The 12868-nt window shown below is 71.7% G+C and carries 18 protein-coding genes; 12 read left to right on the top strand and 6 right to left on the bottom strand.

Going from position 1 to position 12868, the window contains the following annotated elements; all coding sequences use genetic code 11:
* Positions 1–59 precede the first annotated feature (59 nt).
* On the top strand, positions 60–887 hold the full coding sequence (proC, locus tag AC1DPN_RS02705; protein ID WP_477083176.1) for a pyrroline-5-carboxylate reductase: 828 nt from the start codon (positions 60–62) through the stop codon (positions 885–887).
* 19 nt (positions 888–906) lie between these two features.
* Positions 907–1524, top strand: coding sequence for a TetR/AcrR family transcriptional regulator (locus AC1DPN_RS02710; protein ID WP_477083177.1), 618 nt, complete (start codon positions 907–909; stop codon positions 1522–1524).
* On the opposite strand, the gene AC1DPN_RS02715 is transcribed toward AC1DPN_RS02710, so the two are convergent.
* Entirely contained in the window at positions 1521–1898 is a 378-nt protein-coding gene (locus AC1DPN_RS02715) for a DoxX family protein (RefSeq protein ID WP_477083178.1), read from the bottom strand. The two genes, AC1DPN_RS02710 and AC1DPN_RS02715, sit on opposite strands and share 4 nt — an antisense overlap.
* Before the next feature lie 62 nt (positions 1899–1960).
* On the opposite strand from AC1DPN_RS02715, the gene AC1DPN_RS02720 reads away from it, so the two are divergent.
* Positions 1961–2791, top strand: a complete 831-nt coding sequence (locus AC1DPN_RS02720) for a maleylpyruvate isomerase N-terminal domain-containing protein (protein WP_477083179.1) — start codon at positions 1961–1963, stop codon at positions 2789–2791.
* Between the two features lie 23 nt (positions 2792–2814).
* Here the strand turns inward: AC1DPN_RS02720 and AC1DPN_RS02725 are convergent, their stop codons facing one another.
* Positions 2815–3522 carry a potassium channel family protein gene (locus AC1DPN_RS02725; RefSeq protein WP_477083180.1) on the bottom strand — a complete coding sequence of 236 codons (708 nt, stop codon included), beginning with the start codon at positions 3520–3522 and terminating at the stop codon, positions 2815–2817.
* On the bottom strand, positions 3515–4891 hold the full coding sequence (locus AC1DPN_RS02730) for a TrkH family potassium uptake protein (RefSeq protein ID WP_477083181.1): 1377 nt from the start codon (positions 4889–4891) through the stop codon (positions 3515–3517). Before AC1DPN_RS02730 ends, AC1DPN_RS02725 begins: the two co-directional genes overlap by 8 nt.
* Before the next feature lie 127 nt (positions 4892–5018).
* On the opposite strand from AC1DPN_RS02730, the gene AC1DPN_RS02735 reads away from it, so the two are divergent.
* From AC1DPN_RS02735 to AC1DPN_RS02745, 3 genes are all read left to right on the top strand, one after another.
* Entirely contained in the window at positions 5019–6224 is a 1206-nt protein-coding gene (locus AC1DPN_RS02735; RefSeq protein ID WP_477083182.1) for an acetoin utilization protein AcuC, read from the top strand.
* 167 nt (positions 6225–6391) lie between these two features.
* Positions 6392–6616 (top strand): helix-turn-helix domain-containing protein, encoded by a 225-nt coding sequence (locus AC1DPN_RS02740; RefSeq protein WP_477083183.1) that lies wholly within the window; start codon positions 6392–6394, stop codon positions 6614–6616.
* Positions 6617–6794: 178 nt separating this feature from the next.
* Positions 6795–6893 carry a 30S ribosomal protein bS22 gene (locus AC1DPN_RS02745; RefSeq protein WP_003792170.1) on the top strand — a complete coding sequence of 33 codons (99 nt, stop codon included), beginning with the start codon at positions 6795–6797 and terminating at the stop codon, positions 6891–6893.
* Positions 6894–6995: 102 nt separating this feature from the next.
* Here AC1DPN_RS02745 and AC1DPN_RS02750 read toward each other — a convergent pair whose 3' ends face one another.
* Together AC1DPN_RS02750 and AC1DPN_RS02755 are read right to left on the bottom strand one after the other, a co-directional pair.
* On the bottom strand, positions 6996–7532 hold the full coding sequence (locus AC1DPN_RS02750; protein WP_477083184.1) for an N-acetyltransferase family protein: 537 nt from the start codon (positions 7530–7532) through the stop codon (positions 6996–6998).
* Positions 7529–8380: an HAD family hydrolase gene (locus tag AC1DPN_RS02755; RefSeq protein WP_477083185.1), complete on the bottom strand. Its 852-nt coding sequence runs from the start codon at positions 8378–8380 to the stop codon at positions 7529–7531. Before AC1DPN_RS02755 ends, AC1DPN_RS02750 begins: the two co-directional genes overlap by 4 nt.
* A gap of 63 nt (positions 8381–8443) precedes the next feature.
* On the opposite strand from AC1DPN_RS02755, the gene AC1DPN_RS02760 reads away from it, so the two are divergent.
* Entirely contained in the window at positions 8444–8737 is a 294-nt protein-coding gene (locus tag AC1DPN_RS02760; protein ID WP_477083186.1) for a glutaredoxin family protein, read from the top strand.
* Positions 8738–8785: 48 nt separating this feature from the next.
* The gene (locus AC1DPN_RS02765; RefSeq protein ID WP_477083187.1) at positions 8786–9481 is read left to right on the top strand and encodes a redox-sensing transcriptional repressor Rex; all 696 of its coding nucleotides are present in this window, start codon (positions 8786–8788) and stop codon (positions 9479–9481) included.
* 59 nt (positions 9482–9540) lie between these two features.
* Here the strand turns inward: AC1DPN_RS02765 and AC1DPN_RS02770 are convergent, their stop codons facing one another.
* Positions 9541–10101 (bottom strand): YceI family protein, encoded by a 561-nt coding sequence (locus tag AC1DPN_RS02770; RefSeq protein ID WP_477083188.1) that lies wholly within the window; start codon positions 10099–10101, stop codon positions 9541–9543.
* Positions 10102–10201: 100 nt separating this feature from the next.
* Between AC1DPN_RS02770 and AC1DPN_RS02775 the strand changes: the two genes are divergently transcribed.
* From AC1DPN_RS02775 to AC1DPN_RS02790, 4 genes are read left to right on the top strand one after another with little or no spacing between them, the layout of a single operon-like run.
* Positions 10202–10732 (top strand): MarR family winged helix-turn-helix transcriptional regulator, encoded by a 531-nt coding sequence (locus AC1DPN_RS02775; protein WP_477083189.1) that lies wholly within the window; start codon positions 10202–10204, stop codon positions 10730–10732.
* Positions 10733–10762: 30 nt separating this feature from the next.
* Positions 10763–11470 carry a histidine phosphatase family protein gene (locus AC1DPN_RS02780; RefSeq protein WP_477083190.1) on the top strand — a complete coding sequence of 236 codons (708 nt, stop codon included), beginning with the start codon at positions 10763–10765 and terminating at the stop codon, positions 11468–11470.
* A gap of 1 nt (position 11471) precedes the next feature.
* Positions 11472–12077, top strand: a complete 606-nt coding sequence (locus tag AC1DPN_RS02785; RefSeq protein ID WP_477083191.1) for a TlpA family protein disulfide reductase — start codon at positions 11472–11474, stop codon at positions 12075–12077.
* On the top strand, positions 12074–12868 hold the full coding sequence (locus AC1DPN_RS02790) for a cytochrome c biogenesis CcdA family protein (protein ID WP_477083192.1): 795 nt from the start codon (positions 12074–12076) through the stop codon (positions 12866–12868). Before AC1DPN_RS02785 ends, AC1DPN_RS02790 begins: the two co-directional genes overlap by 4 nt.

Consider the following 12868-nt stretch of genomic DNA (forward strand, 5'->3'; position numbering starts at 1 on the left):
CGGTCTCACGCCTCGGTAGGCTCGCGGCGTCGCGGACGCGGCACGGACGGAGGACGACGATGACGGAGCAGGGCGAGACGCCGCAGGTCGCGGTGCTGGGCGGCGGCGTGATGGGGGAGACGCTGCTCAGCGCGCTCCTGACCGCCGGCTGGACGCCCGAGCGGGTCGAGATCACCGAGCGCTCGACGCAGCGCGCCGGCGAGCTGGCCGGTCGCTACGCGGTGCGCACCGGTTCGTCCAACGCACAGGCGGCGTCGCGTGCGGACGTGATCCTGCTGGCCGTGAAGCCGAACGTCGTCGCGTCGGTGCTCGACGAGATCCGTCCCGTGCTGCTCGGCGGCGCGCTCATCGTGAGCGTCGCAGCCGGCCTGCCGATCTCCAGCTACGAGGAGCGCCTCGCGCAGGGCACGCCGGTGGTCCGCGTCATGCCGAACACCCCCGCGGTCGTCGGCAAGGGCGCCAGCGCGATCGCCCCCGGGACGAACGCGACCGTCGGGCACCTGGTGCTCGTCGAGAGGATGCTCGCCGCGACCGGTCTCGTGATCCGGGTCGAGGAGAAGGACATGGACGCGGTCACCGCCATCTCCGGGTCCGGCCCGGCGTACGCGTTCTACGTGATCGACGCGATGGCGGAGGCCGGCGTGCTGCTCGGGCTGAGCCGGGACGTCGCGACGAAGCTCGCGGTGGCCACCGTCGAGGGCTCCGCGGCCCTCGCCGCGCAGTCCGGCGACCACCCGGCGGTGCTGCGCGAGCGCGTGTCCTCTCCCGGGGGCACCACCGTCGCCGCGGTCCAGGTGCTCGACGCGCACGGCGTCCGCGCGGGCATCGTCGCCGCCGCGGAGGCGGCCCGGAACCGGTCTCGCGAGCTCGGCGCGCAGTATTCGTAGGCGCTCCTAGGCTGGACTCATGTCCACGTCCGCCGCCGGATCGACCGACTCGGGTCGCCCGCGCGGTCGGCGCCCAGCAGGCGGAGACACCCGCGGGGACATCCTGGCTGCTGCGCGCGACGAGTTCGCGGAGCGGGGGTACGACGGCGCGAGCATCCGATCGGTCGCACGTCGCGCCGAGGTCGATCCCGCGCTCGTCCGGCACTACTTCCGTGACAAGCCGGAGCTCTTCGCGACCGCCATGGTCCCGGACGACGTGGATCCCGCGACGCTCGTCGCGACCGTGACGGCCGGTGGTGCCGACGAGCTCGGTGAGCGGCTGCTGACGTCCCTGCTCGACCTGTGGGAGGCGGACGGCGGGGCTGCCTACCGGGTCCTCTTCGCAGGGCTGAGCTCGACCGAGATGCAGGCCGAGGCGCTGCTGGGGGCCGTCGGCCGGGAGGTGTTCGACGAGATCGCAGGCCTGCTGCCCGGGCCCGAACCGGGACTGCGCGTCTCCCTCGTCGTCTCGCAGGTCGCGGGGGTGCTGCTCGCGCGCAACCTCATCCATCTCGAGCCGATCGCGTCGCTGTCCGTCCCCGAGGTGGTCAGGATCGTGGCGCCGACGCTCCAGCACTACCTGACGGGCGACCTCTAGCGAGCAGCGCGCGCGACGCTCCAGGCCCACGCGACGAGCGGAACCTGCAGCGGGAGCCGTGCCCATGCCACGACGGCGAGCCCGGTCCGCCCGCGCGAACGCACGGCCATCGTGATGTTCCCCGGGAACACCCCGACGAGCAGCGCGGCCGAGGCCAGCCCTCCCGCGCGTCGCGTCGCAGGGACGGCGAGCGCGGCGGCGCAGGCGAGCTCGGCTACGCCGCTGCCGAGCACCCACGGGCCGGGATCGCCGAGCACCTTCGGGATGAGGCCCCGGTACACCCGCGGCCGCCACAGGTGAAGCACGCCCGAGCCGCCCAGGAGCGCGGCGAGTGCGAGCGCTGGACCGTGGCGTCGGAGCACGTCGGAGAGCACGCGCCACGGTACGCACGGTCTCCCGTGGGTGCATGTCGGTGGCCGCGGCTAGCGTGCGGCACGTGGAGCAGACCCCCGATGCACCGGCGTTCGTGCCAGCCGACTACGGCGTCGTGATCGCACGCGAGTCCGCCCGCGCCGCCGACGCGCTCGCGGCCGCTCCGCTCGGCCGTTCCGTGCCGTCGTGTGCGGGCTGGAGTGCCGCGGACCTGGCCTACCACCTCGGCGAGGTGCAGGACTTCTGGTCGAACCTGGTCGACGGGGCACCGACGGGCCCTGACGACCTCGAGGAGACCGCGCGGCGCCCCGACGACGAGCTGGTCCCCTTCCTGCGCACCCGGACCGCCGCCCTGCTCGCGGCTCTCGCCGCACGTGATCCAGCGGACCCGTGCTGGTCATGGTCGCCGACTGGGGGCACCGTCGGCTGGGTGTACAGGAGGCAGGCGCACGAGGCCCTGGTGCACCGGGTCGACGCCGAGCAGACCGCGGACCTGCCCGTGACCGATCCCGGCGTCGAGCTCGCGGCAGACGGGGTCGACGAGATGCTCGGCGTCATGGTCAGCGGACTGCCGCCCTGGGCCGCGTTCACCCCGGACGGCTCGCGCGTCCGCGTCCTGGCCACGGATGCGCGGCGCGACTGGGTCCTGGCGTCGGGACGCTTCGCGGGCACGTCACCCAGGACGGGCACGTCGTACGACGAGGAGTGCGCCGAGCTCGTCCGCGGCACGCAGGCCGACGGAGCCGACCAGGACGTCGACGCGACGATCAGCGGGACCGCGTGGGAGCTCGACCTGTGGCTGTGGGGCCGTTCCGCCGGGAAGACCCTGGAGCGCGACGGGGACCAGCGCGTCCTGGAGCGGCTGCGCGCGCTGATCGTCGAGTCGACGCAGTAGCCCACCTCGGAGCGCGCGGGTCGCTACGGCCGGGCCGCGAACCGCTCCAGCAGGTCGGCGTGGCCCGAGACGATGATCAGGTCGTTCGACGAGAGACGCGTCTCCGGCGTCGCGTAGACGAAGTCGATGCCGGGGCTCTTCACGCCGACGACCGTCACGCCGTACCGCTCGCGCACCTTCGACTGCGCGAGCGTGAAGCCCTGGGTCTCCTTGGGCGGCCGCATCTTGACGATGGTGAACCCGTCCTCGACCTCGATGTAGTCGAGCAGCTTGCCGGACACCAGGTGCGCCACGCGTGCACCGGCGTCGGCCTCGGGCAGCACCACGTGGTGCGCGCCGATCCGCTGCAGGATGCGCGCGTGCTCGTTGCTGACGGCCTTCGCCCAGATCTGGGGCACGCCGATGTCGACCAGGTTCCCGGTGATGAGAACCGAGGCCTCGAGGTAGGACCCGACGCCGACGACGGCGACAGGGAACTCGCGTGCGCCGAGCTGCTCGAGGGCGTCGGGGTTGGCGGCGTCCGCCTCCACGAGCGCGATCCGGCCGGCCCACTGCGCGACGAGCTCAGGGCTGCGCTCGACGGCGAGCACGTCCTGACCGAGCCGGTCGAGGGTCGCGGCGATGGCGGACCCGAACCGACCGAGCCCGATGACCAGCACGCCTGAGTCCTTCTTGGGCGAGCGCGGTGCGTTCTGCGACCCCTTGGACAGGTCGCCGAATCTGTCAGCCAATGATCGGCCTCTCTTCCGGTAGCCGGATCACACGACGACGGTTGCGCAGCGCGAGCGCTGCCGCAAGGGTCATCGTGCCGGTCCGGCCGATGAACATGAGTACAGCAAGGACGTACTTCGCCGGATCAGGGAGCTCCGGTGTGATGCCGGTGGACAACCCGCAGGTGGCGAACGCGGAGATGACCTCGAACAGCACCACGTCGAGCGTGCGGTCCGTCATCGCGAGCAGGAGGAGCGACGCGACGAGCACGAACGTGGCCGAGACCATCGTGACCGCGATCGCGACCTGCAGCGCCTCGCGCGGGATCCGGCGACCGTACGCCTCGACGTCCTTGTCGCCGCGGCCCTCCGCGAGGATCGCCAGGAGCATGACGGCGAGCGTCGTCACCTTGATGCCGCCGGCCGTCGATGCGGAGCCGCCACCGACGAACATGAGGGCGTCGTTGACCAGCCAGGTGGTCTCGTGCATGTAGTGGACGTCGACCGTCGAGAAGCCGCCCGAGCGCGGCATGACCCCGGCGAACAGGGCCGCGAGGGTCGTCCCGCTGAAGTCGAGCGGCTGGAACGTGTCGGGGTTGGTCCACTCGAACGCCGCGATGAGCACGGCCCCGACGATCACGAGGGCGAGGCTGGTCGTGATCGTCAGCTTGGAGTGCAGGCTCCAGCGACGCGGCTCGCGCAGGTGCCTGGCCACGTTGAGGATCACCGGGAACCCGAGGGAGCCGATGAACACGCCGATGATGATGGGCATCAGGACCCACCAGTCGGACACGAAGGGTTCCAGGCCGTACGTCGTGGGCACGAAACCCGCGTTGTTGAACGCCGAGATCGCGTAGAAGACGGAGTGCCACGCGGCTCGTCCCGGGCTCTCGGCGTACATGAGGAACCGGGGGAACAGGAAGATGGCGATGAACGCCTCGAGCGTCAGTGACGTGATGACGACGGTCCGGATCAGAGACCCGACCTCGCCGAGGCGGGTCTCCTTGGTCTCCGAGGACACCAGCAGCCGCTGCGTCAGGCCGATGCGCCGGGAGACGGCCATGCCGAGCAGCGACGCGAGCGTCATGACGCCCAGGCCGCCGACCTGGATCGCGATGAGGATCACGACGAGACCGGCGGTCGACCAGTACGAGCCGGTCGGCACGACGACCAGGCCGGTGACGGTGCTCGCCGAGGTCGCGGTGAAGAACGCGTCGACGAACGGCGCGCGATGCCCGCTCGCCGTCGCCCACGGCGTCGAGAGCAGGACCGTGAAGACCGAGATGACGAGCCCGAAGACGCCGAGCGCGAGCCGTGCCGGGGAATGACGTGCCGAGCGGTCGACGTACTCGCGTGCCCGCCATGCCACGCCGGGGCCACCCCGCGCCATCACACCTCCCGCTCACCTGTCGGACGGGCTCACTCTGGCATGAGCGCGCGCCGAGAACGACCGACGCCGCCGCATGCCCGGCGCAGTTGCGATCGACACCGGCCCGAACGGATGCGACGGTGGGCGCATGACCGCGTCAGGTGAAGGGCCTCTCGCGGGACCGGTGCGCGTCGTGTGGTCGCAGGAGATGCTCGCCTACGACTTCGGCCAGGGGCACCCCATGACGTCCGAGCGCCTCGACCTGACGATCCGGCTCGCACAGGACCTCGGCCTGTTCGACGCGGCCGACATCGAGCTGGCCGACGCGGGCATCGCGAGCGACGAGCTGCTGGCCACGGTGCACGACCCGGCCTACATCGCCGCGGTGCACCTGGCCTCGACGGACGGCGTGATCGACCTCGAGCACGGCCTCGGCACGACCGACGACCCGATCTTCCCGGACATGCACGCGGCGACCGCGCGCGTCGTGCAGGGGACGGTCGACTCGGTGCTGGCCGTCTGGGAGGGGCGAGCTGTGCACGCCGTCAACGTCACGGGCGGACTGCACCACGCGATGCCCGGTGCCGCGTCGGGCTTCTGCGTCTACAACGACGCCGCCGTCGGCATCCGCGCGCTGCTGGACGCGGGGGCGCAACGCGTCGCCTACGTCGACATCGACGCTCACCACGGTGACGGCGTCCAGGAGGTGTTCTGGGACGACCCGCGGGTGCTGACCGTGTCGATCCACGAGACCGGCCACGCGCGCTTCCCAGGCACCGGCTACCCGCGCGACACCGGCGGCCCCGGTGCCGAGGGGACCTCTGTGAACATCGCCCTGCCGTCCGGCACGGGAGATGCGGGCTGGCTGCGCGCGATCGACGCGGTGGTCCCGGCGGTCGTGCGCGCGTTCGCCCCGGACGTCCTGGTCACGCAGCACGGCTGCGACACCCACATGCTCGACCCGCTGACGCACCTGCGCGTGAGCGTCGACGGCCAGCGGACGGCCGCCGAGATGCTGCACGGCCTGGCGCACGAGGTCGCTGGCGGCCGCTGGATCGCCCTCGGCGGCGGAGGGTATGCGTTCGTCGACGTCGTGCCGCGGTCGTGGACGCACCTGCTGGGCATCGCCGTGCACCGACCGGTCGACCCGTCCACGGTGGTCCCCGAGACCTGGCGCGCCCTGGTCCAGGAGAGGCACGGCCGCCACGGACCCGATCTGATGACCGACGGACGCGACGCCCGCTTCAGCCCGTGGGCGTCCGGCTACGACCCGGGCGACGAGGTCGACCGTGCCGTCCGCGCGACCAGGGCGGCCGTCTTCCCGCAGCTCGGCCTCGATCCGGAGCTGGACTGAGAGCGACTCGGCGGGTCGCGCCGGCGTGAGCCGTTGGGCCGCACGGGCGAGTCCCACCAGCCACCCCTTTCACTCCAGTCCCACCGGCCACTACGCTGACCAGGCATCCTCCGGTGGGTGTGCGGACCCCGCACGTCACCGGGGGCCGAACTGAGGAGCGACCACGCATGAGCGAGCAGCCTGCCCGCCCCAGGTACCTGACTGTGGTCGAGGTCGCCGAGATCATGCGCGTCTCCAAGATGACCGTCTACCGCCTGCTGCACTCGGGCGAGATGCCCGGCGTTCGCGTCGGCCGGTCGTTCCGTGTCCCGCAGGACGCCCTCGACCACTACCTCTCCACGTCCCTCCCGATCGAGCCGACGGTGGCCGACGAGGGTCGCAAGAGCTCCTAGGTCCCGCTCGATCCGGTCGCGCGTCGCTGAGGGCCCTGTTGATCGCGTAAGGTAGAGCCTCGGACTTTCTCCGTGCGTGGGCGATCGACTGAACAGCATCGACTGAACGCGCATCGATCGACCACCAAGCAGGCCAGGCCCGCCGCCGGGCCTCCACTCGGAAGTGAAGTGAGGACCCATGGGTTCCGTCATCAAGAAGCGTCGCAAGCGGATGGCCAAGAAGAAGCACCGCAAGCTTCTTCGCAAGACGCGCCACCAGCGTCGCAACAAGAAGTGACCCCGCGCCGAGTCCGCTCGGCGTAGGTCGCTCCGCAGGAGTCAGCACGACGGGCTCGGCAGACGCCGGGCCCGTTTTGTTGTGCCCGCTGCCGGGTGGCGGTCAGAGGGGGCGCTCGAGGACGTAGTCGTCCTCGATGCGGGTGCCGACGGTGAAGTGCTTGGTCCCGACGACGGTGAAGCCCGAGCGCTCGTAGAACGCGCGCGCCCGGGCGTTCTCCTGGTTCACGCCCAGCCACATGCCGACCGCACCGCGATCGCGGGCCACCTCGAGCGACGCGGCCATCAGTGCGTGGGCGACGCCGGCGCCGTGGTGGTCGGGGTGCACGTAGCACTTCGACAGCTCGGCCGAGGGCGCGAGCGTCAGCGATGTCTGGACGTCCGGGTCGGTGGGAGGCGTGAACACGAGCATCGTGTAGCCCAGGAGCGGGGCGAACCCCACCGTCGCGTCCACGGCGACGAGCACGGCACGGTCTGGGTCGGCGAGGTACGACGTGAACCGTTCCGGCGAGAGCACGTTCGCGATGAACGCCTGCTGGTCGGCGACGGTCGAGCTGGGCGGGCACGCGAGCGGGAACGTCAGCGCGGCGAGCTCGGCGAGCGTCGGGACCTCGGAGGTGACCGCGGGGCGGACGATCACAGCTCGCGCGACCCGCGCCAGGACCGCAGGACGGTGCGGGCGACGAGACCGAACGCCCACGCCAGGCCGGCGAGGCTGACGACGGCGGTGCCGCGGCGCGTGTTGCGCCGACGGTTGCGGAACTCACGGACGGGCCAACCGACCTCGGCGGCGTGCCTGCGCAGGCGACGGTCGGGGTTGATGGCACAGGGGAACCCGACCTCGGACAGGATCGGCACGTCGTTCGTCGAGTCGCCGTAGGCGTAGGACTGGGCGAGGTCGATCCCGTGGCTCTCCGCGAGGGCGCGGACCGCCTCGGCCTTGGCGCGGCCGTGCAGCATGTCCCCGACGAGCCGCCCGGTGTAGTAGCCGTCCTTGTGCTCGGCGATCGTGCCGAGCGCGCCGGTGGCACCGAGACGGCGGGCGATGATCTCGCTGATCTCGTGCGGCGTCGCGGTGACCAGCCAGACCGAGTGGCCGGCCGCGACGTGCTCGTCCAGCAGGCGCTGGGTGCCCGGGTAGATGCGCAGCAGCAAGACCTCGTCGTACACGTCCTCGGCGATCGCGGTCACCTCCGCCACGGAGTGTCCGGTCATGATCTCGAGCGCGCGCTGCCGGACCTCGTCGATCTGGTTCTTGTTCTCGCCGAAGGTCAGGTACCGGAGCTGGTGGAAGCCGAACCGGAACAGGTCGCGCTTGCGGAAGAACCCGCGCAGGTACAGGCCCTTGGCCAGGTGGAACGCACTCGCGCCGCGGATGATCGTGTTGTCGACGTCGAAGAAGGCGCCGGTGCCGGGGCCGTCCGGGCTGGCCCCTGGCTCCCGGGGGACGGGGGCGGGGGCGACGGAGCTCGCGGGGGCCGATCGCACTCTTCCACTCTAACGACGGACGCTGTGAGGTCGCGCAGGTACCTAGGTCGCTACCGTGGACGCATGGTGAACAGCACGGGCACGGGGGAGACGAGGGTGCTCCTCTACGGCCGCTCCGGGTGCCACCTCTGCGACGAGGCACGAGAGGTCGTCCGCAGCGTGTGCGCCGAGACGGGCACGGGCTGGGCCGAGGTCGACATCGAGGCAGGCCCGTACGAGGGTCGGGACCTCGTCGACGAGCTCGGAGAGCTGATCCCGGTGGTCGAGGTGGACGGGGTCCAGCAGGGGTATTGGCGGATCGATCCCGCGCGTCTGCGGCGAACCCTTACCCGGGCCGTCCCTCGACCCCTAACCTGACGACACGATCCGGCGTCACCGGTCGGTAGGGCTGTCGCGGGAGTCGATGTGGACACGCAGCGGACGGGAGCCCGGGCGCGCAGCTCGGGTGCGACGGGCCACGGGGCTGCCCGGGAGGTCCCTCCGTCGACGGTCGCGCGGCTGCCCGGCTACCTGTGGGCGCTGCAGGCGCTCGACGGGGTGGTGACGACGTCGTCGGACGAGCTCGCCAGGGCGGCCGGTGTCACGCCCGCGCAGCTGCGCAAGGACCTGTCGTTCCTCGGCTCGTACGGTCGGCGCGGGGTCGGCTACGACGTGCGGCACCTCTCGGAGCAGATCGGTGTCGTCCTCGGCCTCTCGATCCAGCGGCGCGTCGTGATCGTCGGCATCGGCAACCTCGGGCACGCGTTGGCCAGCTACTCCGTGTTCGCGGAGCGCGGCTTCGCGGTGGTGGGCCTGGTCGACACGGACCCGGGCGTCGTCGGAACCTCCGTCGGTGGCCTCGTCGTGCACCCGGCCGAGGATCTGGCCGAGCTGGTCCGGACCGCGGGAGCGACCATCGGCATCATCGCCACTCCGGCGGCCAGCGCCCAGGCGGTGTGCGACGCCCTCGTCGATGCGGGCGTGGTCGGCATCCTGACGTTCGCGCCGCGGCCGCTGCGCGTTCCCGAGCACGTGGACCTGCGGGCCGTGGACGTGGCGTCCGAGCTGCAGATCCTCGCCTTCCACGACCGGCGGCGGGCCGGTACGGGTGACTCGGCATGACGACGGCCGGCGCGCCCCTGAAGGAGGAGCAGCCGGCCGTCGTCGTGCCCAGCAGTGGGTCAGCCCTTGATGGCCGACACGTCGAGCGAGATGGTGACCTTGTCGCCGACCAGGACGCCGCCGGCCTCGAGGGCCGCGTTCCAGGTCAGGCCGAAGTCCTTGCGCGAGATCGCGACGGTGGCCTCGAAGCCGGCACGCGTGTTGCCGAACGGGTCGACCGCGGTGCCGTTGAACTCGGTGTCGAGCTCGACGGACTGCGTGACGCCGTGGATCGTCAGGTCGCCGACGATGACGTGCTTCTTGCCGGCCTCGCGCACGGCGGTGGAGACGAAGGTCCACTGGCCGAACTTCTCGACGTCGAAGAAGTCGCCGCTCTTGAGGTGGCCGTCGCGGTTCGCGTCGCCAGTCGAGACGGTGGAGGGGTCGAGCGTGACGGAGACCGAGGTGTTCTCCAGGTCGTCGCCGACCGTGATGACGCCCTCGCTGAGCGCGACCGTGCCCCGGACCTTGGAGATGCCGGCGTGGCGCACCGTGAAGCTCGCCTCGGTGTGCGAGGCGTCGACGGCCCAGGTGCCGGTGGTCAGACCCGTGGGGAGAGCGGTCGAGGTGGTGGTGCTCATGGGAAGTCCTCCGTGTTGTTGAAGCGTCAACCAAACTGTTAGTTCAAAGTTGTACTACACTGGGGATCCCCCCGCAACCCCAAGACGAGGAAGAGACGTTGTGAGTACGAGCACAGAGACGGGTCACGCTCTCCAAGAGATCCGCGAGGTCGTGTGGCTGACCGCCGAGCAGCAGCAGCAGTGGCGCTCGTTCCGTCAGGGCGTCGCACGCCTCCTCGGAGTGCTCGAGCACGAGCTCGAGGCGCAGTCCGGCCTGTCCACGCACGAGTACGAGGTGCTCGTGCGGCTGTCCGAGGCGCCCGCGCGGACCTTGCGCATGGCGCAGCTCGCCGACAACGTCGCGCACTCCCGCAGCCGGCTCACCCACACGATCCGTCGGATGGAGGAGTCGGGCCTCGTCGCACGGGTGCCGTGCGAGTCCGACGCCCGCGGCGTGAACGCCACGATGACCGACAAGGGCTGGCAGACGCTCGTGGCGGCCGCCCCCGGGCACGTGCAGTCGGTGCGCGACCACCTGGTCGACGTGCTGACGCCGGAGCAGTTCGCCGCGCTCGGTGACGCCATGGAGACGGTGCGGCTGCACCTCACGGGTGGTGCGTGTCACGTCGAGGGGGAGCCCGACGCGTGCTGAGCGCACAGGAGTGTTTGCGAGACTGACCCCATGGTCGCCACAACGATCCACCTGATGCGGCACGGCGAGGTGCACAACCCCGAGGGTGTGCTCTACGGCCGCCTGCCCGGATACCGCCTGTCCGAGCGCGGTGTCGCGATGGCCGAGACGGTTGCCGCCCACCTCGGCGGCACCTCTACGGGCCTGCCCGGCGGTGAACGGCGCCTCAACGGTGCGCCCGCTGCCGTGCCACCGCCGCGTCGCGACGTCGTCGCCGTGATCGCCTCGCCGCTGCAGCGCGCGCAGGAGACGGCCACGCCCATCGCTGCCGCGTTCGGGCTCGAGATCGGCACGGAGCCGCGCATCATCGAGGCGGGCAACCACTTCGAGGGCATGACGTTCGGCGTGGGCGACGGTTCGCTGCGCCACCCCGAGCACTGGCCGTACCTGCGCAACCCGTTCCGTCCGTCCTGGGGCGAGCCGTACGCCGAGCAGGTCGAGCGCATGCTCGCCGCGGTCGCCGACGCCCTCGTGCTCGCGCGCGGCCACGAGGCCATCCTCGTGAGCCACCAGCTGCCCGTCTGGGTCACGCGTCTCGCGCTCGAGAACCGCCGCCTGTGGCACGACCCGCGCAAGCGTCAGTGCTCCGTCGCGTCCCTCACGAGCCTGCGCTACGACGGCGACACCCTGGTCGGCATCGGCTACAGCGAGCCCGCGGCCGCGCTGCTGCCGGGGACCCCGACCGTCGCGGGAGCCTGACGTGCGCGTACGGCTCGCGGCGGCCCTCGCGGCGGCAGCCCTCCTCCTGGCCGGGTGCGCCCCGAGCAGCAACGACGACACTGACGTCGCCCAGCAGGGCTACCAGTCCGGCGACGGCAGCACCCGCACCTGGGCGGTCGACGACCGCGAGGGGCCGCTCGAGCTGAGCGGAACCGACTACGAGGGCGGGATGCAGGACGTCAGCGACTGGCTGGGCGACGTCGTCGTGCTCAACACCTGGTACGCCAACTGCCCGCCGTGCCGCGCCGAGGCCCCGGACCTGGCCGCCGTGTCCACCGACTACGCGGACCAGGGCGTGCACGTCCTGGGTATCAACCACACCGACGCCGCAGGTACCGCGCAGGCCTTCCAGACGACGTTCGGGGTCCCCTACCCGAGCATCGACGACGCCGAGAGCACGGCCACCGCGGCCCTCGAGGGCGTCGTGCCGATCAACGCGGTGCCGACGACCATCCTGCTGGACCGCAACGGCATGGTCGCCGGCCGGATCCTCGGCGTCGTCGACCCGACGACCCTGCGCTCGATGCTCGACGAGCTCGTCGCGGAGCCGGTGCAGGCCGAGCCCGTCTCGACCACGGCGCCGTGATCGTCGCGAGCGCCGGTGACGCCTTCGGCGAGGCGATCTTCTCCGGTTCGCTGCTGCTGGCCATCCCGGTCGCGGTGCTCGCCGGGCTGGTCTCGTTCGCCTCGCCGTGCGTCCTGCCGCTCGTGCCCGCCTACCTCGGCTACCTCGGCGGCATGACCGGCGCCGCCGGGACGCGGCCGATCGGCACGCCCGTCCCGAAGCCCCAGCGGAGCCGGCTGCTGCTCGGGGTCTCGCTGTTCATCGCCGGGTTCACGGCCGTGTACCTGGCGCTCGGGGTGCTCGCGGGTTCGCTCGGCGGGGTGCTCCTGGAGTACCAGGACACGATCATGCGGGTGCTCGGCGTCGTCGTCATCGTCATGGGACTGGCGTTCCTCGGGTTCATCCCGTTCCTGCAGAACGAGCGCCGGCTGCACCTCGCCCCGCGCGCAGGCCTGTGGGGAGCGCCGCTGCTCGGCATCACGTTCGGCCTCGGCTGGGCGCCCTGCATCGGCCCGACGCTCGCCGCGATCATCGCCCTGTCGCTCGACGGCGGGACCGCGAGCCGTGGCGGCCTGCTCGCGGTGGCGTTCTGCCTGGGACTGGGCCTGCCGTTCCTGATCGTCGCGTTCAGCGTCGAGCGCAGCGCGCGGGCGCTGGCGTTCCTGCGTCGGCACCGGCTCGCGATCATGCGCCTGGGCGGTGGCCTGCTCATCGTGCTCGGGCTCGCGCTGGTCACCGGCGTCTGGGGCCAGTGGGCTGCGTGGCTGCAGGGTCTCGTGACCGGCAACGACCCGTTCGTGCCGGTGGTGTGA

The organism is Cellulomonas sp. P4_H4 (genome assembly GCF_056400865.1).

Coding starts and splice junctions, on each gene's coding strand:
- AC1DPN_RS02735 (WP_477083182.1), top strand. CDS start 5,019: ATGACCGCGTCAGGTGAAGGGCCTCTCGCGGGACCGGTGCGCGTCGTG.
- AC1DPN_RS02760 (WP_477083186.1), top strand. CDS start 8,444: ATGGTGAACAGCACGGGCACGGGGGAGACGAGGGTGCTCCTCTACGGC.
- AC1DPN_RS02710 (WP_477083177.1), top strand. CDS start 907: ATGTCCACGTCCGCCGCCGGATCGACCGACTCGGGTCGCCCGCGCGGT.
- AC1DPN_RS02745 (WP_003792170.1), top strand. CDS start 6,795: ATGGGTTCCGTCATCAAGAAGCGTCGCAAGCGGATGGCCAAGAAGAAG.
- AC1DPN_RS02730 (WP_477083181.1), bottom strand. CDS start 4,891: ATGGCGCGGGGTGGCCCCGGCGTGGCATGGCGGGCACGCGAGTACGTC.
- proC (WP_477083176.1), top strand. CDS start 60: ATGACGGAGCAGGGCGAGACGCCGCAGGTCGCGGTGCTGGGCGGCGGC.
- AC1DPN_RS02780 (WP_477083190.1), top strand. CDS start 10,763: ATGGTCGCCACAACGATCCACCTGATGCGGCACGGCGAGGTGCACAAC.
- AC1DPN_RS02770 (WP_477083188.1), bottom strand. CDS start 10,101: ATGAGCACCACCACCTCGACCGCTCTCCCCACGGGTCTGACCACCGGC.
- AC1DPN_RS02740 (WP_477083183.1), top strand. CDS start 6,392: ATGAGCGAGCAGCCTGCCCGCCCCAGGTACCTGACTGTGGTCGAGGTC.